The organism is Rhodanobacter sp. KK11, from assembly GCF_033345435.1.
Lineage (GTDB): Bacteria > Pseudomonadota > Gammaproteobacteria > Xanthomonadales > Rhodanobacteraceae > Rhodanobacter.
On the sequence record NZ_JAWPMI010000001.1, the window covers coordinates 274,380 to 295,787 of the forward strand.

21 protein-coding genes are annotated in these 21,408 nt (G+C 67.8%); 9 read left to right on the forward strand and 12 right to left on the reverse strand.

What is annotated here, in order from left to right; translation table 11 throughout:
* Nucleotides 1–135: 135 nt before the first annotated feature.
* The gene (locus R5H19_RS01180; RefSeq protein WP_318157141.1) at nucleotides 136–1,329 is read left to right on the forward strand and encodes a fatty acid desaturase; all 1,194 of its coding nucleotides are present in this window, start codon (nucleotides 136–138) and stop codon (nucleotides 1,327–1,329) included.
* 78 nt (nucleotides 1,330–1,407) lie between these two features.
* A complete protein-coding gene (locus R5H19_RS01185) occupies nucleotides 1,408–2,520 on the forward strand; it encodes a saccharopine dehydrogenase NADP-binding domain-containing protein (RefSeq protein WP_318157142.1) in 1,113 nt (370 codons plus the stop codon).
* Here the strand turns inward: R5H19_RS01185 and R5H19_RS01190 are convergent.
* The 4 genes from R5H19_RS01190 to rpmB all read right to left on the reverse strand — a co-directional run bounded on the left by R5H19_RS01190 (nucleotide 2,510) and on the right by rpmB (nucleotide 4,042).
* Nucleotides 2,510–2,926 carry a thiol-disulfide oxidoreductase DCC family protein gene (locus R5H19_RS01190; RefSeq protein ID WP_318157143.1) on the reverse strand — a complete coding sequence of 139 codons (417 nt, stop codon included), beginning with the start codon at nucleotides 2,924–2,926 and terminating at the stop codon, nucleotides 2,510–2,512. The two genes, R5H19_RS01185 and R5H19_RS01190, sit on opposite strands and share 11 nt — an antisense overlap.
* On the reverse strand, nucleotides 2,916–3,464 hold the full coding sequence (locus R5H19_RS01195) for a DUF4166 domain-containing protein (protein WP_318157144.1): 549 nt from the start codon (nucleotides 3,462–3,464) through the stop codon (nucleotides 2,916–2,918). The genes R5H19_RS01190 and R5H19_RS01195 overlap by 11 nt, the downstream gene beginning before the upstream one ends.
* A 162-nt stretch (nucleotides 3,465–3,626) precedes the next feature.
* Nucleotides 3,627–3,794, reverse strand: a complete 168-nt coding sequence (gene rpmG / locus R5H19_RS01200; protein WP_008438511.1) for a 50S ribosomal protein L33 — start codon at nucleotides 3,792–3,794, stop codon at nucleotides 3,627–3,629.
* Nucleotides 3,795–3,805: 11 nt separating this feature from the next.
* Entirely contained in the window at nucleotides 3,806–4,042 is a 237-nt protein-coding gene (gene rpmB / locus R5H19_RS01205; RefSeq protein WP_007513766.1) for a 50S ribosomal protein L28, read from the reverse strand.
* Between the two features lie 294 nt (nucleotides 4,043–4,336).
* On the opposite strand from rpmB, the gene secB reads away from it, so the two are divergent.
* From secB to R5H19_RS01220, 3 genes are all read left to right on the forward strand, one after another.
* Nucleotides 4,337–4,840 carry a protein-export chaperone SecB gene (secB, locus tag R5H19_RS01210; protein ID WP_318157145.1) on the forward strand — a complete coding sequence of 168 codons (504 nt, stop codon included), beginning with the start codon at nucleotides 4,337–4,339 and terminating at the stop codon, nucleotides 4,838–4,840.
* Nucleotides 4,841–4,849: 9 nt separating this feature from the next.
* Nucleotides 4,850–5,875: an NAD(P)H-dependent glycerol-3-phosphate dehydrogenase gene (locus tag R5H19_RS01215; RefSeq protein WP_318157146.1), complete on the forward strand. Its 1,026-nt coding sequence runs from the start codon at nucleotides 4,850–4,852 to the stop codon at nucleotides 5,873–5,875.
* 111 nt (nucleotides 5,876–5,986) lie between these two features.
* Nucleotides 5,987–9,004, forward strand: a complete 3,018-nt coding sequence (locus R5H19_RS01220) for a DEAD/DEAH box helicase (RefSeq protein WP_318157147.1) — start codon at nucleotides 5,987–5,989, stop codon at nucleotides 9,002–9,004.
* Between the two features lie 43 nt (nucleotides 9,005–9,047).
* Here R5H19_RS01220 and R5H19_RS01225 read toward each other — a convergent pair whose 3' ends face one another.
* The 5 genes from R5H19_RS01225 to glk form a co-directional block, all read right to left on the reverse strand.
* Nucleotides 9,048–9,797: a hypothetical protein gene (locus R5H19_RS01225; protein WP_318157148.1), complete on the reverse strand. Its 750-nt coding sequence runs from the start codon at nucleotides 9,795–9,797 to the stop codon at nucleotides 9,048–9,050.
* Between the two features lie 138 nt (nucleotides 9,798–9,935).
* On the reverse strand, nucleotides 9,936–10,256 hold the full coding sequence (locus R5H19_RS01230; protein ID WP_318157149.1) for a hypothetical protein: 321 nt from the start codon (nucleotides 10,254–10,256) through the stop codon (nucleotides 9,936–9,938).
* 106 nt (nucleotides 10,257–10,362) lie between these two features.
* A complete protein-coding gene (locus tag R5H19_RS01235; RefSeq protein WP_318157150.1) occupies nucleotides 10,363–11,046 on the reverse strand; it encodes an HAD family hydrolase in 684 nt (227 codons plus the stop codon).
* Between the two features lie 22 nt (nucleotides 11,047–11,068).
* Nucleotides 11,069–12,313 carry a hypothetical protein gene (locus tag R5H19_RS01240; RefSeq protein ID WP_318157151.1) on the reverse strand — a complete coding sequence of 415 codons (1,245 nt, stop codon included), beginning with the start codon at nucleotides 12,311–12,313 and terminating at the stop codon, nucleotides 11,069–11,071.
* A gap of 51 nt (nucleotides 12,314–12,364) precedes the next feature.
* Nucleotides 12,365–13,381: a glucokinase gene (gene glk / locus R5H19_RS01245; RefSeq protein ID WP_318157152.1), complete on the reverse strand. Its 1,017-nt coding sequence runs from the start codon at nucleotides 13,379–13,381 to the stop codon at nucleotides 12,365–12,367.
* Nucleotides 13,382–13,553: 172 nt separating this feature from the next.
* Here glk and hemB point away from each other — a divergent pair, with 172 nt between their 5' ends.
* The 4 genes from hemB (at nucleotide 13,554) to pyrC (ending at nucleotide 17,152) form a co-directional block, all read left to right on the forward strand.
* Nucleotides 13,554–14,546 carry a porphobilinogen synthase gene (gene hemB / locus R5H19_RS01250; RefSeq protein WP_318157153.1) on the forward strand — a complete coding sequence of 331 codons (993 nt, stop codon included), beginning with the start codon at nucleotides 13,554–13,556 and terminating at the stop codon, nucleotides 14,544–14,546.
* A 116-nt stretch (nucleotides 14,547–14,662) separates the two neighbouring features.
* Entirely contained in the window at nucleotides 14,663–15,562 is a 900-nt protein-coding gene (locus R5H19_RS01255) for an RHS repeat-associated core domain-containing protein (protein ID WP_318157154.1), read from the forward strand.
* 8 nt (nucleotides 15,563–15,570) lie between these two features.
* Complete coding sequence (locus R5H19_RS01260; RefSeq protein ID WP_318157155.1) at nucleotides 15,571–15,942, forward strand: hypothetical protein; 372 nt, start codon at nucleotides 15,571–15,573, stop codon at nucleotides 15,940–15,942.
* Nucleotides 15,943–16,099: 157 nt separating this feature from the next.
* On the forward strand, nucleotides 16,100–17,152 hold the full coding sequence (gene pyrC, locus R5H19_RS01265) for a dihydroorotase (protein WP_318157156.1): 1,053 nt from the start codon (nucleotides 16,100–16,102) through the stop codon (nucleotides 17,150–17,152).
* Between the two features lie 6 nt (nucleotides 17,153–17,158).
* Here pyrC and R5H19_RS01270 read toward each other — a convergent pair whose 3' ends face one another.
* The 3 genes from R5H19_RS01270 to trxA form a co-directional block, all read right to left on the reverse strand.
* Entirely contained in the window at nucleotides 17,159–18,526 is a 1,368-nt protein-coding gene (locus R5H19_RS01270; protein ID WP_318157157.1) for a glutamate--cysteine ligase, read from the reverse strand.
* Nucleotides 18,527–18,743: 217 nt separating this feature from the next.
* Nucleotides 18,744–20,537 carry a transcription termination factor Rho gene (gene rho / locus R5H19_RS01275; RefSeq protein WP_318157158.1) on the reverse strand — a complete coding sequence of 598 codons (1,794 nt, stop codon included), beginning with the start codon at nucleotides 20,535–20,537 and terminating at the stop codon, nucleotides 18,744–18,746.
* A 187-nt stretch (nucleotides 20,538–20,724) separates the two neighbouring features.
* Nucleotides 20,725–21,201, reverse strand: coding sequence for a thioredoxin TrxA (gene trxA, locus R5H19_RS01280; RefSeq protein ID WP_318157159.1), 477 nt, complete (start codon nucleotides 21,199–21,201; stop codon nucleotides 20,725–20,727).
* Between the last annotated feature and the right edge of the window lie 207 nt (nucleotides 21,202–21,408).

Here is a 21,408-nt window from a genome sequence, read left to right on the forward strand (position 1 = left end):
GTGCGGTTCTGAGCCGTGGATAACGTCACCTTAGCGTGCACCTCTTGACCCGCTGTTATCATTCGTGTTTCGCCGTGCTGGCGGGTATGGAAACCCCCGATCTACACTGCTCCCATCCCTCACCCGGTGTCTTCCATGCTCGATGCTGTGCTGAATTTCCTGAACGACGGTCTTGCCCACGCCAGTTGGGGCCAGATTCTCGTCTACATGCTGGTGGTCACCCAGCTCACCATCTTCACCGTGACGATCTACTACCACCGCTGCCAGACCCACCGCGGCGTGGACCTGCACCCGATCGTGCAGCATTTCTTCCGCTTCTGGGGCTGGCTCACCACTGGCATGGTCACCAAGGAATGGGTGGCGGTGCACCGCAAGCACCACGCCAAGGTGGAGACCGAGGAAGATCCGCACAGCCCGCAGATCTACGGCATCAAGAAGGTGTTCTGGGATGGCGTGTCGCTGTACCGCGACGCCAGCGAGGTGAAGGAAGACCTGGAGAAGTACGGCCGCGGCACCCCCGACGACTGGATCGAGCGCAAGCTCTACACCGGCCACCCGTACTGGGGTCCGACCCTGATGCTGTTCATCAGCGTCGCACTGTTCGGCGTGATCGGCGCCGCGCTGTGGGCGGTGCAGATGATCTGGATCCCGTTCTGGGCCGCCGGCTTCGTCAACGGCATCGGCCACTGGTGGGGCTACCGCAATTTCGAGAGCGCCGACACCGCCACCAACCTGATTCCGTGGGGCTTCTGGATCGGCGGCGAGGAGCTGCACAACAATCACCACGCCTTCCCCAGCTCGGCCAAGTTCGCGCTGCGCAAGTGGGAGTTCGACATCGGCTGGGCGGTGATCTGCGCGCTGCGCGCGGTGGGCCTGGCCAAGGTGCTGCGCGTGGCGCCCACGCTGGACGTGCGCCCGAACGTGCGCCTGCCCGACGCCGATACGCTGAAGGCCGTGCTCACCCACCGCTTCCAGGCGATGACCGACTACTACCGCCACGTGATCGTGCCCACCCTGCGCGACGAAGCGGCCCACGCCGGCGACAACCTCAAGGCGGTGCCGCGCCGCATGCGCCGTGCGTTGGCCGACGGCGGCCGTTGGCTGGACAACGAGGGCCGCGACCGCATGCAGGCGGTGCTGGCCAGGCGGCCGACCCTGAAGACCGTGTGCGATTTCCGCACCCGACTGGCGGCACTGATGGAGCAGCGCGGCGCCGAGCAGGCGCTGAAGGGCCTGCAGCAGTGGATCGTCGAAGCCGAGCAGAGCGGCATCCGCGCGCTGCAGGAGTTCGCGCAGCGGCTCAAGGGCTACAGCGTCGCCGCGGCCTGAGCGGTCGCGGACTGGTTCCGGCAAGACCCGCCTTCGGGCGGGTTTTGTTTTTTGGGGATATCCAACCGAGAAGAGTGGATGGCCTTGCACATAGTGCTGATCGGCGCCGCCGGCGTGTTCGGTTCGCGGATGGCCGCCCGGTTGGCCGGCGACCCGCGCTTCCGGCTCACCCTGGCCGGCCGGAACCAGGCCAGCCAGGCGGCGTTGCGCGATGGGCTCGGCGACCCGGACGTGCGACTGGCTGCGCTCGACGTGACGTCGGATCGCCTTGCCGTCGCGCTGGCGGCGTTGCGGCCGCAACTGGTGATCCACGCCGCCGGCCCGTTCCAGGCACAGGATTATCGGGTGGCCGAGGCCTGCCTGGCCTGCGGCAGCGACTACGTCGACCTCGCCGACGGCCGCGATTTCGTGGCCGGCGTGCATCGCCTGGACAAACGTGCGCGGGCCGCGGGGCGGCTGCTGGTCAGCGGCGCCTCGACCGTGCCGGCGCTCAGCAGCGCGGTGGTGGACGCCCTGCTGCCGCGGTTCGCGGTCTTGGAAACCATCCGGCACGCGATCAGTCCGGGCAACCGCACGCCGCGCGGCGACGCCACGGTGGCGGCGATCCTCGGCTACTGCGGCCGCCCGTTGCGGCTGTGGCGCGGCGGCCGCTGGCAGCGCGGCCATGGCTGGATGTCGACGCGCCGACAGGCGTTTCCGTTCGGCAGCCGCTGGGTCGGACTGTGCGACGTACCGGACCTGGAACTGTTCCCCGCGCGCTACCCCGGCGTGCGCGAGGTGGCGTTCCGCGCCGGGCTGGAACTGAAGCGCCTGCACTTCGGCACGCTGGCCGCCGCCTGGCTGGTGCGGTTGGGCTTGATCCGCGACCTGGCCCGGCATGCGCCGCGCCTGCGCCGGGCCAGCGAGTGGTTTCGCGACGCCGGCAGCGACGTGGGCGGCATGGTGGTGGAGCTGGCCGGCCGCGATGCGCGGGGCGAATCGCTGCGCCTGCGCTGGTCGCTGGACGCCGCTGCCGGCCATGGCCCGCAGATCCCGGCCACGCCTGCTGTGGTGCTGGCGCGCAAGCTCGCCGACGGCGGGTTGCCCATGCGCGGGGCGATGCCGTGCATGGGCCTGTTCACGCTGGACGAGGCGCTGGCCGCGCTCGACGGTTTTGCGGTCGGTACGCGATTGGACGCGCTCACGGCATGAAGCGCGTGCGCTGCTCGGGCGTGGGCAGGAAACAGCAGCGGCTCCGCCCGAAGATCCGGTAGCGGTGGCGGGCCACGAAACGGTAGGCGGGGTCGCGCAGCCGGCGCGGCAGCCACGACACGGCGCGTCCGAGCCAGCGCCAGCGGCGTGCGCCCAGGCCGCGCAGGATCCGCGCGATGGCGTCGGTGTCGGTATGGCCGCGGTCGTCTTCCACCAGCAGGAACGACAGCGGCGAGTCCGGGTCCAGACCGTGCGCCAGCAGCAGCGCGCGGCCACTTTCGGACTGCATCGCGGCGAAGCGGTAGCGCGCCGCGCGGTCGTGTTTCAGCAGGAAGCGCACCCAGCGGCTGCACAGCAGGCAGACACCGTCGAATACGATCACTGGCGTGGCGGGTTCAGCGGTCATCCGGCAGAAGTTCCAGCCAGCCCTGGTAGCCGACCAGCTGGCCCAGCCACGGCAGGCGCACGTCGACGCTGAAGTGGTAACGGCCGTCGCGCACGCCGCTGCGCGACAACACACGGCCGTGCAGCATGTGCGGCAGCGGCAGGCCGAACGCGTACAGGCTGCGCAGCTGCCAGTCGATCGCCTCGTCGTCGCATCGTAGCGCGAAGCCCAGCGTGGCCGGCCCCAGCCGTTCGTACAGCAGCGGCGAACCGGCGCGGCGGTCGAGCACCGAGCGCATCCGCCGGCCGGCGAAGCGGCGGGTCCAGGTCTCGCAGCTGCCGTGACGCTCGATGGTCAGGAGCAGTGCCTGCGCCGGCCCCGGCGGCGGCAGGCCGAGCAGGCGGCGCAGCCAGCGCATCGGCGCGTGGCCGGCGCCGGCCACGTCAGCCATGCCGTGCGCAAGCAGCCGCGGCGTGTCGCCATGCATGGCCTGCACCGCGGGCGGCAGCGCGCGCCAGGCGTCGTCGCCGAGCAGGGCAGGGAACAGGGCGGGGCTCATGCGGCCGATGATGCGGGGCGGCCGGACAAAAGAAAACCCGCCACGGAGGCGGGTTTTCTTTTCGGCGTCGATGTCGCAGATGCGGGGCAAGTGCGATCCCTGCTTTCGCAGGGATGACGTCATGGCAAGGGCATTCGCGCTATGCGCGAATGCGCCATGACGTCACTTGATCTTGCCTTCCTTGTAGATCACGTGCTTGCGCACGACCGGGTCGTACTTCTTGAACTCGAACTTTTCCGGCGTGTTCTTCTTGTTCTTCTGCGTGGTGTAGAAGTGGCCGGTGCCGGCCGAGGAGATCATGCGGATCTTGTCGTTTGCAGTCTTGGCCATGACGGATCTCCTTAGACCTTTTCGCCGCGGGCGCGCATCTCGGCAATCACGGCCTCGATGCCATTCTTGTCGATCGTGCGCAGGGCGTTGTTGGAAACGCGAAGCTTGATCCAGCGGTTCTCGCTGGGCACCCAGAAACGACGCTCATGCAGGTTCGGCAACCAGCGGCGACGGGTACGGTTGTTGGCGTGCGAGACGTTGTTGCCGCTCTGCACACCCTTACCGGTGACTTGACATACACGGGCCATGACTTGCTCCGTAATTCTTGGTTGACACCCGTTGGCCAGGGTGAGATCGGCCCAGCGGCGCCATGCGCCACGCGATGCTGGAGTTGTCGCGACGCATGATCGTGGGGTCCGTACCGCGTGGCGGACCGCCCGGAAACACCGGGCCGACAGAGGCGAGCCCCGTATTCTCGCAGAAAAACAAGGCGGTGCGCAATCTTGCGGGGCTCCGCCGGCGTCCGTCGGCGTGCGCGCCGCGGGGATGTATGGAACAATCGACCTCTTTTATACACACGACCCGGACCCGAGGAACCCCCGATGGCACAAGAGATCACCAACGACCAGGCCAACGGCCAGGCCAGTCAGCCGCAGCTGGTGATGCAGAAGATCTACGTGAAGGACGTGTCCTTCGAGGCGCCGAACGCGCCGCAGATTTTCCAGGAGATTGGCGAGAACGAGCAGCCGCAGGTGCAGCTGAACCTGGGCCAGAAGGCCACCGACCTCGGCAACGACCTGTACGAAGTGGTGCTCAGCCTCACCCTGACCTGCACCATCGGCCAGCGCACCGCCTATCTTGCCGAGGTGGAGCAGGCCGGCCTGTTCGGCATCGCCGGCTTCAGCGAGGCGGATCACGCCGGGATCATCGGCAGCTACTGCCCGAACCTGCTGTTCCCGTACGCGCGCCAGGTGATTTCCTCGCTGGTGCTGGAAGGCGGCTTCCCGCCGTTCCTGCTGCAGCCGATCAACTTCGATGCGCTGTATGCCGAACAGCAGCGCCGCATGATGGGTGGCGACGACGCCCCGGCCACGCTCAACAGCTGAGCCGTGTCCATGGCTGAAAACCCGAAGCTGACCGTCCTTGGGGCCGGCTCCTGGGGTACGGCGCTGGCCGCGTTGACCGCACGCAACGGCGTGCCCACCAGGCTGTGGGGGCGCGACCGCGAGGCGCTGGCGGCGATGGCGGCCAGCCGTTGCAACCGGCGCTACCTGCCCGACATCGAGCTGCCGGCGGAGCTGGCCTATGAGGCCGACCTGGCCGCCGCCGTGCGCGGCGCCGGGATCGTGCTGATCGTGGTGCCCAGCCACGCGTTCGCCGCGATGCTCGACGAGATCGCGCCGCTGCTCGACGCCGGCAGCGCGATCGCGTGGGCGACCAAGGGCTTCGAGCCGGGCACCGGCCGCTTCCTGCACGAACTGGTGGCCGAACGGCTGCCCGGCCGCGCCGCGGCAGTGGTCACCGGGCCGTCGTTCGCCAGGGAAGTCGCTGCGGGCCTGCCCAGCGCGGTCACCGTGCACTCGGACGACGCGGCGTTCGCGCAGCAGCTGGCCACCTTGCTGCACGCGCCGAACCTGCGCGCGTATTCCGGCGGCGACGTGCTCGGTGCCGAACTCGGTGGCGCGATGAAGAACGTGCTGGCGGTGGCCACCGGCATCGCCGACGGCATGCAGCTGGGCCTGAATGCCCGCGCCGGCCTGATCACCCGCGGCATGAACGAAATGCTGCGCCTTGGCGTGGCGCTGGGCGCGCGACCGGAAACGCTGATCGGCCTGTCCGGCCTCGGCGACCTGGTGCTCACCTGCACCGGCGACCTCTCGCGCAACCGCCGGCTTGGCCTGGCGCTGGGCCAGGGCGTGGCGATCGACGAGGCAGTGCGCCGGATCGGCCAGGTGGTGGAAAGCATCCTCACCGCCGACGAGGTGGCACGGTTGGCCGACAAGCACGGCCTGGACCTGCCGATCAGCGCCGGCGTGCGCGCCGTGCTGCACGGCGAGGTCACCCCGGCCGACGGACTGAAGGCGCTGATGGCGCGCGAGCAGAAGCCGGAATACCCGCACGGTCTGTTCGGCGCGGCGTGAACCCGTTGTTGCGCACCCGGGCGTTCGGGCCCGGGCGCGTTGGCGACCATCGCATCCTGCCCGCGCACTGTTAAGCTCAATATTTTGGTCGTCGCCACGGACCGCATGCGCATGCAGCAACCGGACGGGAAACAGCACCTCGCCAGCGCGCCTTCCGGCGAGGACGAAGCGCTGCCGCAGGCCTGGCGGCGGCTGCTGGCGGCGCCAAAGCCGGCGGTGGCCGACGAGCACGGCGTGCTGGGTTTCTTCCTGGAAGTGATTCCGGAGGAAGGCGCCGCGTTCGCCCGGCTGGATGCGGCGCCGGTATTGCTGGCGGTGGCCGAGCACGGCCGTTACGCGCGGCCGGTACCGCTGGACAGCCGCCACCTCGCCGCCTCGCCGCTGCCGCCGCATGAGCAGCGCCTCGCCGCGACCCTGCTCGGCCTGCCGCAGAGCGTGCGCAAGGGGCGCAGCTACGCGCGCCTCGGCGGCCACGTCGGCGACACCCTGCTGGCGGAGATCCTGGACACCGCGCCGTGCTTCCTCGGCGGCTTGGCTGGCTTGCGGCTGTCGCGCGGCAAGTCGCACCCGCTCAACTGGCACTGGCAACTGGAGCCGGACGGCAGCCAGCGCCTGTTGCCGGTATTGCCGCACAGCCAGCGTCTGCTGCGCATCGACGCCCTGTGGTACCTCGACGCCGAGCGCGCCACTGTGGGCCGTTTCGACGCGGCGGTCGAGGAAACCCGCTGGCTGGAGCTGCCGCCGCTGAAGCACGAGCACGGTCGCCGCCTGCGCCATCGTCTGGCCGGCAGCCGGCTGGCCACGCGGGTGCCGTTGCCGCAGGTGTTCGATGAAGTGCGCCGCTCCGCGTTGGCGCCCAAGCCGGTGCTGACCCTGCACGCGCTGACCCGGCACGTGCGGCTGGCCGCCGGCACGCCGCCGCTGGGCTACGCGCGGCTGGCCTTCGACTACGCCGGCGAACGCCTGCCCGCCCGTGGCGGCGAACCGCTGGTGCGGCGCGTGCGCAACGGACAACTGGTCGAGATCACCCGCCGTCGTGCCGAGGAACTCAGCGCGATGGAGCAGCTCGAACGTGCCGGCCTCACCCCGGGCGTGGACACCGAGGGCCTGCCGTGGGACGTAGCCGAGACCCTGCCCGACGACGCCTGGTTGTTCCCCGGCACCGGTTACGCCGGCGCACTGGAGGTCAACACGCCGGCGCGCTGGCTGGCGCTGCGGCCGAAACTCGAAGCGGAAAATTTCCAGGTCGAGTACGCGCCGAGCTTCCCGTTCGAGGTGCTGGAAGGCCCGGTGCGCTGGTACGGCCAGGCGGCGGAGGACGCCGACGACCACGCCTTCGACCTGGAGATCGGCATCGAACTGGACGGCAAGCGCCACAACCTGCTGCCCGCCGTGGCGCAGGCGCTGGCCGAGCACCAGCTGAACCTGCGCCCGGCGCCGAACGAGCCGGAAGACGCCGTGTGGTATGCGCCGGTCGACGCGCGCCGGCGCGTGCCGGTGCGCCTGAAGGAACTGCGCGGCCTGCTGGCACCGCTGGCCGAGTACCTGGAGAAGCCGCGCCAGAAACTGCACCTGCCGCGAGTGCAGGCCGGCCGGCTGGAGGAACTGGCCGCGGCGATGCCCGGTGGCGGCACGCTGGAGGCGGCCGAGCCGCTGCTCGGCTTCGCCGCGCGCCTGCGCGACGCCGCCGCGCGCGCCAGCGACGCGGTGCCCGAGGGACTCAGCGTGGAGCTGCGGCCGTACCAGCGCGAAGGCCTGCGCTGGCTCAACGCGCTGGCCGAGGCCGGCGTCGGCGGCGTGCTCGCCGACGACATGGGTCTGGGCAAGACGCTGCAGCTGATCACCCATCTGCTGGCGCTGAAACAGAGCGGCGGGCTGACCCTTCCGGCGCTGATCGTGGTGCCGACCAGCCTGATCCCGAATTGGCAGGCGGAGATCGCGCGCTTCGCGCCGATGCTGCATGTCCTGACCCTGCACGGGCCACAACGCGCCGAGGAATTCGCCCAGCTGGGCGCGCAGGACATCGTGCTGACCAGCTACGCGCTGCTGCCGCGCGACGTGGTCGCGCTGCGCAAGCAGCCGTTCGCGCTGATCGTGCTGGACGAGGCGCAGCAGGTGAAGAACCCGCGCACGCAGGCACGCCGCGCGCTGCTCAGCCTGCGCACGCCGCGCTACGTCTGCCTCACCGGCACGCCGCTGGAAAACCACCTGGGCGAACTGTGGTCGCAGGTCGACCTGGCGGTGCCCGGCCTGCTCGGCGACGAGGGCGCGTTCCGCCGCTTCTACCGCATCCCGATCGAGAAGCAGCATGACGAGGAGTGCCAGCAGCGGCTGAACCTGCGCATCGCGCCGTTCATCCTGCGCCGGAGCAAGGCGCAAGTGGCGAAGGAATTGCCGCCGAAGACCGAGATCACCCGCCGCGTGGTGCTGGAAGGGCGCCAGCGCGACCTGTACGAAGGCTTGCGCCTGTCGCTGGCCGAAGAGCTGCGCGAGGTGATCGCGCAGCGCGGCATCGCGCACTCCGGCATCGTGGTGCTGGATGCGCTGCTGAAATTGCGGCAAGTCTGCTGCGACCCGCGCCTGGTGAAACTGGAGGCGGCGCGCGGCGTGCACGAGTCGGCCAAGTTCGAACTGCTGATGGACATGCTGCCGGCCTTGCTCGACGAGGGCCGCAAGGTGCTGCTGTTCTCGCAGTTCACCGGCATGCTGAAACTGATCGCGGCCGAACTGGATCGCCGGCGCATCCGCTACGTCACCCTGACCGGCGACACCCGTGACCGCGCCGAGCCGGTGCAGCGCTTCCAGAGCGGCGAGGTGCCGCTGTTCCTGCTCTCGCTGAAAGCCGGCGGCGTCGGCCTGAACCTCACCGCGGCCGACACCGTGATCCACTACGACCCGTGGTGGAATCCCGCCGCCGAGGCGCAGGCTTCCGACCGCGCGCACCGCATCGGCCAGGACAAGCCGGTATTCGTGTTCCGCCTGATCACCTCGGGCACAGTGGAGGAACGCATCGAGCAGCTGAAGGAGCGCAAGGCCGAACTGGCCGCCGCCGTGCTCGAAGGCGGCGGCAGCCGCGAGAAGCTCAGCTTCGACGAAGGCGACCTGGACGCGCTGCTGGCGCCGGGCTGAGCAGGCCCGGAGGTCCGGCACTTCACCTCGACGGAAGGCGGAACTACTTCTCGGATGGCTGGGTTTTATATCGCTTGCGCAAGGCCGGACTCGGTGCCTCGACGCGCTCGAGCACGCCTACCGACACCGTGCCCTGCAGGCCTTCGAAAGCCTTTTCGGCCTGTTTGTGGACTTTTTGGGACAGCGCGAAAGCCCCTTCTGGGAGGGGCGTCAGTCCGCTGATGTAGTAAAAGTTGCCGCCCATGGCGGCGGCGTTGTCCAGTGGCTGGACCTCCCGGGTGAAACGATTTGTCGCCCGCTTTCCCGCGACGCGGTCGCCATAGGTCTTGCTTAGCGCCACATACATTTTCGACGCACTTGAAATATCGCTGGGTGAACTTTGAAGGACGGCGATCGAGTAGTCGCGCACGTAGTCGGCATTCTTGCGCTCAGCCGCCAGGGCCAGCCATGCGATGCCCAGTGGGCGATTGACCGGAAAGCCGGGAATGTCGCCATTGATGTAGGTCAGGCCGAGCGCGTGTTGTGCGTCCTTGTTCGCCCAGTAGGCTGCCACCTTGAGCATCTCGACGGCTTGGCGGAAATGCTTGCGGTCCAGATGGTAGCGCGCGCGGCAGGCGTAATAATCCCCGGGAAGGAACCGCTCCCAGCCGTCCGAGCAATAGGTGCGTTGGTCTCCTCCGGCGGCTTCCGGATTGCCCTTGGAAGCATTCGAATTTGCGCTGGTGCCTTGCGCCATGGGCGGCGCGAGAAGAGCAATCGCCATGAGCAGGATGCTGGGCCGATGTTTTTTCATTGAGCCTCCTTGCAGCGCATCAACATCGTACTGCGTGGCTGACCGGAATTGCAGGGTCCCTGGCCTGAATCGGGTGACTGGTCGCTTGGCCCGTCATTTCCCTGGCTGTAGCGACGTTTGGCGCGTCGCCCGGCCAGCTCAGGACGAGGGCGGTAAGCGCGTGCGCAGCAGCGCGTCCACCGACTGCTGCCACTCCGGCGAACCGGGTTTCGACTGCGGCGCTTCCTGGCCCAGCTTCTCCTGCACCGCGCGGTTCCATGCGTCCGAGCCGTGATCCGGGCCGTGGCCGTTGTCGCCGATGTGCAGCGACCGATCGACCCACGCATACCACTCCGGGGAACCAAGTGCGGCATTCGTCGGCGCAGGCTGGCTGGCGGTGTCGGACTGCGGCGGTGCCGGCGAGGGCGAGCACGCGGCGAGCAGCAGGGCGAGCGGCAGGCTGGCGACGAGGCGGCGCATGGGTGGCTCCTTGAAACGGCTGCCGTCGAGCCTAGCGCGCGCCCGGATGCGGGTGATTAATTTTTCATGATGCGGGCAGCGCGATTCAGCCTCGCCACGCGGACGCTCAGTCGCGTGCGGCCACTTCGTCGATATGCCACAGCAGGTCCGCCGGGTCGGCGTACACACGGAACGCGCCGGACTGCTGCAGTTCGGCATGGCCATAGCCGCCTGACAGCAGGCCCACGCCCAGTGCGCGGGCGCGCTGCGCGGCGAGCATGTCCCACACGCTGTCGCCGATCACCAGCGACTGCTGGATGTCCACGCCCAGCCGCGCGGCGGCGGCGAGGAACAGGTCTGGGTCGGGCTTGGCGTGGTGCACCTGGTCGCGCGTCACCACTGGCACCTTCGACGGGTCGACGCCGAGCGCTTCCAGGTTGGCCGCGGCGGTTTCCATCCGTCCGCTGGTGGCGATCGCCCACGGAATGTGCTGCTCGCCGAGATAGGTCAGCAATTCGCGCGCGCCGGGCAGCGGCCGCACCGAGCCCTGCGTGTGCTGGCGGTTGAACGCCTCGGCATGCCACTGGCGCAGGCGGTCGAGGCGATCGGCGGTGATCTCCAGCCCGGTTTCGCGCAGCAGGATGTTGGTGAACAGCCCGCCGCTCATGCCGATCTTGCGGTGGATGCGCCACACCGACAGCTCCACGCCTTCGCGATCCAGGGCCTCCTTCCACGCCAGCACGTGCTGGTAGACGCTGTCGATCAGGGTGCCGTCGAGGTCGAACAGGAAGGCGGTGTCGTGGCGGGGCATGGGTTTCTCCGTGGAGGCTGCGTCAGCGCAGCAGGTCGATCCTGCGCAGGCCGCTGCGGATCGCGTCGAGGTTGCCGCCGGGCGGCCAGCCGACCACCGTGTCGACGACGGTGCCGTGGTCGAGGAAGTAGAACACCGGCGTCTCGACGCGCTCGACCATCGGCAGGCTGGCGTCGTCGTAGGCGATGCCGAGGCGCAGTGCGGGGTGTGCTTCGTTCCAGTCGCGCACGGCATCGAAGGCGATGATCTCGTCAGGCGGTGCCACCCATTGTCCGTATTGGCGGAATACCTCGCGCAGCAACGGATCGGCCTCGATGTCGCGCGCGGCGGTTGCGGAGAAGTGGCAGCCGGTCGAGGCCAGCACGATCACCTGCGCCGGCGCGCGGATGTTGAAGCGGAAGCGCACCAGCTCGCGCTTGCGCGCGCCCGGAGTGGCGACCCACAGGCTGGGCTGGCCGTCGCGGATGCGACTGAACGAGCGCATCTGCGGCGGCGGGCTGCGCTCGACCACGGGGTAGGCGGCGAGCAGGGCGCGGGCTTCGTCGTCGCGGTGTGCGACGAGCAAGGCGTCGTGGAAGTCGCTGGCGTGCGGGCGGTCGACGCGGTGGCGACGCTCGAGTTCGGCGAAGTCGCGGCGCAGGTCGGCGAGGTAGCCCGGTTGGCCGGTGGCGCGGAAGGCCAGCTCCGCCGCGCGGAACAGGAATTCCGCGTCGCGGTCGCCGAGTGCGTGCCGTCGTGCGCCGGTCTGAGCCGGCGCGAATGCCGCGGCGTAGCTGTGCGCGATGGCCTGCGCCGGCGTGGCGCCATCGGGGTGTTCCGCGGCGGCCAGCAAGTGATCGTAGGCGGGCTCCAGCGTCGCTGTCGCCAGGTCGCCCGCGGCGTGGCGCGGCGTGGTCAGCGCGTCCAGGTCGAGGGCGTAGTCTTGCGCGCCGAACAGGCGCAGCAGGGTGTAGGCCTGCTCGCGGGTGAGTTCGTAGCGCAGGTCGGCGAGGCTCATGCCGCCCAGGCCGCGTTCGCGGTAGACCAGGCTGTCGAGGAAGCGGCGCCGGGCGCCGGGCGTGAGCCAGTCCAGCGGCGAGTTCGCCGGCGGCGTGTCGCGCAGGTAGGCATCCAGCGCCGCGCGCGAGGTGATCGGCTTGGCCGGAATGGCCGGCGCCGGGTGGCGGGTGGTGCCGGCACTCGGCGGCTCCGCCGCCAGCGCGGCCAACGGCAGCGCCGGCAGCAGCAGGCACAACAGGCGGGCGATGGTGGTGCAGGGCATACGCATTCCTCGCATTCCGTGGGAAGGATACGCGTCGATCCGTGGTGTCGCAGCGGGCTAACGCGACGGCAGCAGCGTGCGCCCCGATTCCAGCACCGCCAGCGCCGCAGTGCCGAGCAGGCCCGGCTCGGGATTCATGATCGCCTGGGTCGGCACCTTCTCCATGATGTCGCGGAAACGCCCCTTGGCTTCGAAGCGTTCGCGGAAGCGGCCGCGTTCCAGCCACGGCAGCAACACCGGGATCAGCCCGCCGGTGAGGTAGACGCCGTCCCACGCGCCGAGCGTGAGCACAAGGTCGCCGGCGACGCTGCCGAAGATGCCGGCGAAGGTTTCCACCGTGCGCGTGCACAACGCGCAGCTGCCGTCCTTCGCGCGGGCGGTGATGTCCTCGGGCTTCAGCGCCTCGGGCTGCGCGCCGACCATGTGGCAGATCGCGTCGTACAGGTTCACCAGGCCCTGGCCGCAGATCAGCCGCTCGTTGGAGACGCGGCCGTACTTGTGGTTGAGGTAGTCGAGGATGGCGATGTCTTCCGGCGTGTGCGCGGCGAAGCCGGCGTGGCCGCCTTCGGTCTGCAGCACGCTGCAGTGGCCGCCGCGCACCAGCAGACCGCCCACGCCCAGGCCAGTGCCCGGGCCCACCACGGCGAAGGTCTGTTCGTTCTGCGCGCCCACCACCGGGCGCGGCAATGGGCCTACCTCGACCAGGTCGTCACCCTGCAGCAGGGTCACCGCCATGCTCTGTGCGGCGAAGTCGTTGACCAGATGCACGTATTCCAGGCCCAGCGCGCTGGCGGTCTGCTGTGCCGAGATCGCCCACGGGTTGTTGGTGACCTTCACCGTCTCGCCGTCGACGATGCGCCCGGCGGCGGCCACGATGGCGCGGTGCGCCAGCAGGCCGGTGTCGGCGAGGTACTGCTTCGCGGTCGCGACCAGCGACTCGTGCTCGGCCACCCGGTAGCGCCGGATGCTGTCGGTGAGCAGCGGGCGGTCGCTCGCCGGATCGGCCACGCCGAAGCGGACGTTGGTGCCACCGAGATCGACGAGCAGGGTGGGGGTACTGCTGGACGGACTCATGAAACTTCCTGACGACGTGAAGCGACAAGCCTGCCGGGGCGGTGGCGCTTAGTCCAGCGTTTTTTGCCGTCCTGCGGCGCGGAATGGCGCGCCGTGCGGCAAAATGGCCGCCAGCGGCGGGCACGCCGCAGCACGGCGTAAAATGCACAGGATCGACCTGCCAGGACCCGTCATGAACTTTCCTGCCGTCCGCATGCGCCGCATGCGCCGCGATGCCTTCTCCCGCGCGCTGATGCGCGAGCACACCCTGCTGCCCAGCGACCTGATCATGGTCGCCTTCGTGATCGAGGGCGAAGGCCGGCGCGAAGCGGTGCCGTCGATGCCCGGCGTGGATCGCCTGTCGATCGACGAGCTGCTGAAGCTGGCCGGCGAATGCGTGCGCTTGGGCATCCCGGCACTGGCGCTGTTCCCCTCGCCCGGTGCCGAGGTGAAGTCGCTGGATGCCGCCGAAGCGTGGAACCCGGACAACCTGATGCACCGCGCCACCCGTGCGCTGAAGGCGAAGTACCCCGGGCTGGGCCTGATCGGCGACGTGGCGCTCGACCCGTACACCACCCACGGCCAGGACGGCCTGATCGACGACGCCGGCTACGTGATGAACGAACCCACCGTCGATGCGCTGATAAAGATGTCGCTGGCGCAGGCCGAGGCCGGCATGGATATCGTGGCGCCGTCGGACATGATGGACGGCCGCATCGGTTCCATCCGCGACGCGCTGGAGGAAGCCGGCCACATCCACACGCGCATCCTCGCCTACTCGGCGAAATACGCCTCCGCGTTCTACGGCCCGTTCCGCGATGCGGTGGGTTCGTCGGCCAACCTCGGCAAGGGCAACAAGCACACCTACCAGATGGACGTGGCCAACAGCGACGAGGCGCTGCGCGAGGTCGAACTGGACCTGCTCGAAGGCGCCGACATGGTGATGGTGAAACCCGGCCTGCCGTACCTCGACGTGCTGCGCCGGGTGAAGGACGCCTTCGGCGCGCCCACCTTCGTCTACCAGGTCAGCGGCGAGTACGCGATGCTGAAGGCGGCGTCGCAGAACGGCTGGCTGGACGAGAAGGCGGTGGTGCTGGAGTCGCTCACCGCGTTCAAGCGCGCAGGGGCGGATGCGATTCTGACTTACTACGCGGTGGATGCGGCTAAGTGGTTGCGGAGGGAGTAGGCGGAGCCAGGCAGCTATACAATATCCGTTGCCAACCCTGAGTAAGAACGAGCTGATCTTGCGAGCTGTATCGGTACAGGCGGAAGATTCAGGGTCGGACACGACAAGGGGATGTCATGAAGAAGGAATTGCTCGCTATCGGTGTTGCAGTGATGGCATCAGGAGCTTGTCACGCGCAACAACACAAAGTGACCTACATTTACACTGACCCGCAAGGCACGCCGCTGGCGGAGGCCGATGAAAGCGGGAACATCACGGCGACGTATGACTATGCACCATACGGAACGCCTGCTCCGAACATGAGTGGTGCGCCAAACGGGCCAGGTTACACAGGGCATGTGAATGATCCGGAGACTGGCCTAGTCTACATGCAAGCCCGTTACTACGATCCGGCAATTGGCCGCTTCCTGAGTGTTGACCCCGATGCACCGAAGGAAGGTAACGTCTTCAACTTCAATCGGTTTGAATACGTCAACAACAACCCCGTGGTAAACATTGATCCTACTGGGAAAATCATCCAGATTGCGGGCGACCCCGCATTCACCGCCAAGATGAATAACGACATTGCGATGATTGACCAAGGACCGGGTGGCCATGTCTTGATCGAAAAGATGCGGAATACGCCTAACATCATCTATATCGTGCCGGCAGCACCGGGTGCGGGAAATAGCACCCAAGCCGATCCGTCGGGCATTTCCGCAAACGGGAAAGGCACTGGCTCCACAATCAAGATCGATACGACCCAGACGACGGGTGGTATGGATTCAACGGGTAACAAGACACGGCCGGAATTCGTCGGTGTCAGCCATGAATTCGGTCATGGTCGCGCCATTGACCAAGGCGTTCAAAGCTACGACAAAGGAAATGGTGCTCCTGGTACAACGCCGCCAAGCGAAATCCACTCAATGGCGAACGAAAACATGGTTCGTCGAGAGCACAATATCCCGATTCGGCCGGCTTACAACGACCCCAAACCGCCACCGCCTCCACCTCCACCGAAGCCACCCGTTCACTGAGGTTTTCGATGAAGACATTCATGTCTCGATGTGCATCAGTGCTGGCCTCGATATTTTGTTGTAGTGCGTTTGCGCATCAGGCAGTAAGGATTGCAACGTGGCTGCCGACAGCCGAGCAAGTCAAAGAAATTGAAGCCCAAATTACAATGCCGGCTGGAACGACGCTTACTGACTACAGCCGCTATTACTCGGGTCGATTTGAACACGGCCACCGGCAGCTGATAGGTGTGTTTGTAAAAGGTGAGACGAAGCCAGGAGCGTACATTGTGACACCAGAGAAGAGTCCGAAGATTTTTGACGGTGGATGTTCCATCGTCAATTTCTCTTACGACATGACAACTCACAAGACACTTTCAATTTTCTGCAATGGAGTAGGTTAGCGAAGTAAGTTTGACGCTCTGGTATATAGGGGGTAGGGCCAGTTTCCGCGTGAAGGGTGAAGGCCCTTGCTCGCATGTCGAGCGCTCGGATGCGGGTCCGGATCACGCTCGCGCGATACCATAGTCATCTCCGACCGCAAGCCCGAGTTCGCCACCCATGTCCCCCACGCGCCTTGAAATCACCCGCCCCGACGACTGGCACCTGCACCTTCGGGATGGCGATGCGTTGGCCTCGGTGATCGGCCATACCGCGCAGCGCTTCGCGCGCGCGATCGTGATGCCGAACCTGAAGCCGCCGGTGACCACGGTGGCGCAGGCCGAGGACTATCGCCGGCGGATTCTGGCGAGCTTGCCGGCAGGTTCGCGCTTCCAGCCGCTGATGACGCTGTACCTCACCGAGAACACGCCGGTCGAGGAAATCGCCCGCGCCAAGGCAAGCGACAGCGTGTTTGCCGTGAAGTACTACCCGGCCGGTGCCACCACCAATTCCGACTCGGGTGTGCGCGAGCTGTCGCGCGTGTATGCCGTGATCGAAGCGATGCAGAAGCATGAACTGCCCTTGCTGCTGCATGGCGAGGTCACCGATCCGGCCACCGACATCTTCGACCGCGAACGCGTCTTCATCGAGCGCCACCTGCTGCCGCTGCGCGAGCGGTTCCCTGCGCTGCGCATGGTGCTGGAACACATCACCACCCGCGATGCGGTCGACTTCGTCCGCGGCGCGCCAGCCAACGTGGCGGCCACCATCACCGCGCATCACCTGCTGTTCAACCGCAACGCGCTGTTCGAGGGCGGCATCCGCCCGCACCACTACTGCGCACCGATCCTCAAGCGCGAGACGCACCGCGCTGCGTTGTTGCAGGCGGCCACCAGCGGCGATCCGCACTTCTTCCTCGGCACGGACAGCGCGCCGCATCCGCGCGAGGCGAAGGAGACAGCCTGCGGGTGTGCAGGCCTGTACACGGCCCACGCGGCGTTGGAGCTGTATGCCGAGGCGTTCGAGCAGGCGGGCCGACTGGATCGGCTGGAAGCGTTTGCCAGTTTCCACGGCCCGGATTTCTACCGCCTGCCGCGCAATCAGGATCGCATCGTGCTCGAACGCACGTCGTGGACCGTGCCGGACGAATACCCGCTGGCCGGATCCACCTGCACGCCGATGCGCGCCGGCGAGTCGGTAGCGTGGTCGTTGCTGGAAACGACCACGCCCTGAACGTCCTCAGTACGCAAACTCGCGGAACACCGGGTCGACGCTGCCGCGCCACGGGCCATGGAACAGCTCCAGCTTGCGCTCGGCCGGGGTCTGGTTGGCCTGCACGATCTCGACCAGCGGTTCGAGGAAGATGCTTTCGTCGGCGCCGTGTCGGTTGAGGCGCGCGCGGCGTTTGAGGCCATGACCGGCGATCTTCAGCGCTTCTTCGGCCAGGTCGCGTAGCGTGCCGCCGCGGAACGGCAATTTCAGCGCATGCTTCGGTACGCCGTCGCGCAAGGCATGGCGTTCCACGCGGTTGAAGTCCTTGACCAGATCCCAGGCGGCATCCAGCGCCTCGTCGTCATACAACAGGCCGACCCAGAACGCCGGCAGCGCGCACAACCGGTTCCACGGGCCGCCGTCGGCGCCGCGCATCTCCAGGTATTGCTTCAGGCGCACCTCGGGGAAGGCGGTGGTGAGGTGGTCGGCGAAGTCCTTCATGGTGGCGTGGACGCCGGGCAGCGTGGGCAGCTCGCCGGCCAGAAAACGCTTGAAGTCCTGCCCGGCCAAGTCGATGTAGCGGCCGTCCTGGTAGCTGAAGTACATCGGCACGTCGAGGATGTAGTCGACGTAGCGCTCGTAGCCGAAGCCGTCGGCGAAGACGAAGTCGAGCATGCCGGTGCGGTCGGGGTCGGTGTCGGTCCAGATCTGCGAGCGGTACGACAGATAGCCGTTTGGACGTCCCTCGGTGAACGGCGAATCGGCGAACAGCGCGGTGGCGACCGGCTGCAGCGCCAGGCTGGTGCGGAATTTCTTCACCATGTCCGCTTCGGACGAGAAGTCCAGGTTCACCTGCACCGTGCAGGTGCGCGTCATCATGTCCAGGCCGAGCTGGCCGACCCTGGGCATGTACTCGCGCATGATCTTGTAGCGGCCCTTGGGCATCCACGGCATCTCGTCGCGGCGCCATTTCGGCTGGAAGCCCATGCCGAGGAAGCCCAGCCCCATGCCGTCGGCGACCGAGCGTACTTCTTCCAGGTGCTGATTCACCTCGCAGCAAGTCTGGTGGATCGTCTCCAGCGGCGCGCCGGACAGTTCCAGTTGTCCGGCCGGCTCCAGCGTGATGTTGGCCTTGTCGCGCGACAGCGCCACCGGAATCTCGCCCTCGCGCGCGATGTCCCAGCCGTAACGCGTGGCGATGCCTTCGAGCAATGCGCGGATGCCGCGCTCGCCCTCGAACGGCGGCGGCATCAGGTCATCGGTGCGGAAGCCGAACTTCTCGTGCTCGGTGCCGATGCGCCAGGCCTCGCGCGGCTTCTCGCCGGCGGCGAGGTAGTCGGCAAGCTGCTGACGACCCCGGATCGGGGTGCTCTTGACGGCACTGGGTATGGACACGGGCGAAGCCTCGCTGGAGGAGCCGACACTATGGGGGCGGCGCAAGGCGACGAAAAGGGGTGTCGTGGCATGCGGGGTCGGAGTTCCATTGGAGCAACATCGCCCGGGTGCCGCCTTGAGCTGGATCAGGCTGCCACGCGCAGAAAAACGGCGACCCACGGTCGCCGTTTCGTGACAGGGCGGGATCGCCGGGTACCGCGATCCGCAGCCTTGCGGCTCAGCGCTTCATCGAGTTGAAGAACTCGTCGTTGGACTTGGTGTTCTTCATCTTGTCGAGCATGAACTCCATCGCGGCCAGCTCGTCCATCGGGTGCAGCAGTTTGCGCAGGATCCAGATCTTGGCCAGCAGGTCCGGGTCGATCAGCAGGTCCTCGCGGCGGGTGCCGGAGCGGTTGATGTCGATCGCCGGGTAGACGCGCTTCTCGGAGATGCGGCGGGACAGGTGCACTTCCATGTTGCCGGTGCCCTTGAACTCCTCGTAGATCACCTCGTCCATCTTGCTGCCGGTGTCGGTCAGCGCGGTGGCGATGATGGTGAGCGAGCCGCCTTCCTCGACGTTGCGGGCGGCGCCGAAGAAGCGCTTCGGGCGCTGCAACGCGTTGGCGTCGACGCCGCCGGTAAGTACCTTGCCGGAGCTGGGCACCACGGTGTTGTAGGCGCGGGCGAGGCGGGTGATCGAGTCGAGCAGGATCACCACGTCCTTCTTGTGCTCGACCAGGCGCTTGGCCCGCTCGATCACCATCTCGGCCACCTGCACGTGGCGCACCGCCGGCTCGTCGAAGGTCGAGGAAATCACCTCGGCGCGCACGGTGCGGGCGATCTCGGTCACTTCCTCCGGGCGCTCGTCGATCAGCAGCATGATCAGGTGCGCTTCGGGGTGGTTGTAGGTGATCGCCTGGGCCACGTTCTGCAGCATCATCGTCTTGCCGGATTTCGGCTGGGAGACGATCAGGCCGCGCTGGCCCTTGCCGATCGGCGCGATCAGATCGAGGATGCGGCCGGTGATGTCCTCGCTCGACCCGTTGCCGCGCTCCAGCTTGTACGCCTTGCGCGGGAACAGCGGGGTGAGGTTCTCGAACAGCATCTTGTTCTTCGACGCTTCCGGCGGATCGCCGTTGATGTCGTCGACGCGCAGCATGGCGAAGTAGCGCTCGCCTTCCTTCGGGTGGCGCACGCGGCCGGTGATGTAGTCGCCGGTGCGCAGGTTGAAGCGGCGGATCTGGCTGGGCGACACGTAGATGTCGTCGGGACCGGCCAGGTAGCTCTCGTCGGCCGAGCGCAGGAAGCCGAAGCCGTCCTGCAGGATCTCCAGCACGCCCTCGGCCCAGATGCCGCCGCCGGAGCGGGCGTGCGCCTTGAGCACGTTGAAGATCACGTCCTGCTTGCGCGCGCGGGCGACGCCTTCGTGCACGCCCAGCGACTCGGCGAACTCCAGCAGCTGCGGCGCCTTCATGCGCTTCAGTTCGGTGAGGTTGATCACCCGGTCGTTGCTGCCCGGGTCGGCGTTGTCGTCGTCCACCGGCAGGCCGTTCGGGTTCGGGCGCGGGTGCTGCTGGCGGCCCTGCTGCTGGTTCGGGTTGCCGCCGCGTTCGTTGCGCCGGCGCCGGCCGCGGCCTTCGCGACCCTCGCGGCCGCCGTTGTTCTGGCCGCCGCCCTGGTTCTGATTCTGGCTCGGGTTCTGCGCCGGCGCCGGGTTCTGGCCGCTCGGCTGGTCCGGACCCTGGCCGACCTGGGGCGCGAAGTCACGCGGCTCCGAGGCGAGGCGTGCGGCCGATGGTTCAGCTGACGCTGGCGGCAGGCTGGCCGGTGCCGGCGCAGGTGCCGCGGCGGCCGGAGCGGGCGTCGGTGCGGCAGGCTTGTCGGCAACGGCCGCCTTTTCGGCGTTCGCCGCCGCAGTCGCGGCAGCCGTACGGCGCGGCGCGCGGGGGCGTGGCTCGGGCTTGTTTTCGGCAACGGGGCCGGCGTCGACGCCCGGGGCGTCGTTCGGGGTTCTGTTTTCGGTATCGGACACGGGCAATCCTCGCGGGGCGCCGTTGAATTGCAGGAGGGAGGGTGTGCGTCGCGCGGCAGGCGCAAGGGGACAGGACTGTCCCGACGGACGCGGTGAATCTAGCACCCGCTGCGTGCCGGCGTAAAGCGCCGCGAGCCTGCCGGGCGGGGCCGGGCAGGCAGCGGGCAACGCGGGCGCAACGAGGGGGTCAGATGGCCTTGTCGATCATCTGGGTCAGCTGGCCCTTGCTGACGGCGCCGATCTGGGTCGCCTCGACCTTGCCGTTCTTGAACACCATCAGGGTCGGGATGCCGCGCACACCGTAGGCACGCGGGGTCTGCTGGTTCTGGTCGATGTTCACCTTCACCACGCGCAGCTTGCCTTCGTACTGCTGGGCCAGCTCGTCCAGCATCGGCGCGATGGCCTTGCACGGGCCGCACCATTCCGCCCAGAAGTCCAGCAGGACGGGAGTTTCGGATTTGAGCACCTGCTGTTCGAAGGCGTCGTCGTTCACATGGGTAATCAGGTCGCTCACCGGGATCTCCGTGGCTGGGGCCAGAATTGGCAGGTGGAAAACAATGGGGTGGCCGGGGCCGGAAAACAAGGAGTGACGACGGGCAGGGCCGTCATCGGCTACACTCAGGCGCCCACGAAGCGCGGGTTGGGCCGGAACAGGTCTTGCCATGGCGGCGGATTTTCATTCCAGCGCAACTCCGGGCACGATTCAAGGGCGGCTTGCACCGCCGCCCGTCAGACCGCCGGCAAATACGGCGTCGCACGCCGCGGCGCGACCTTGTTGACCCTGACATTGAGCCGCTTCGCTGCGCATTGCGCATCCGTCCTGCACCGCCCCGTGCCGAAGTCCGGCACCCGGAACCGAGTGCAGCGCATC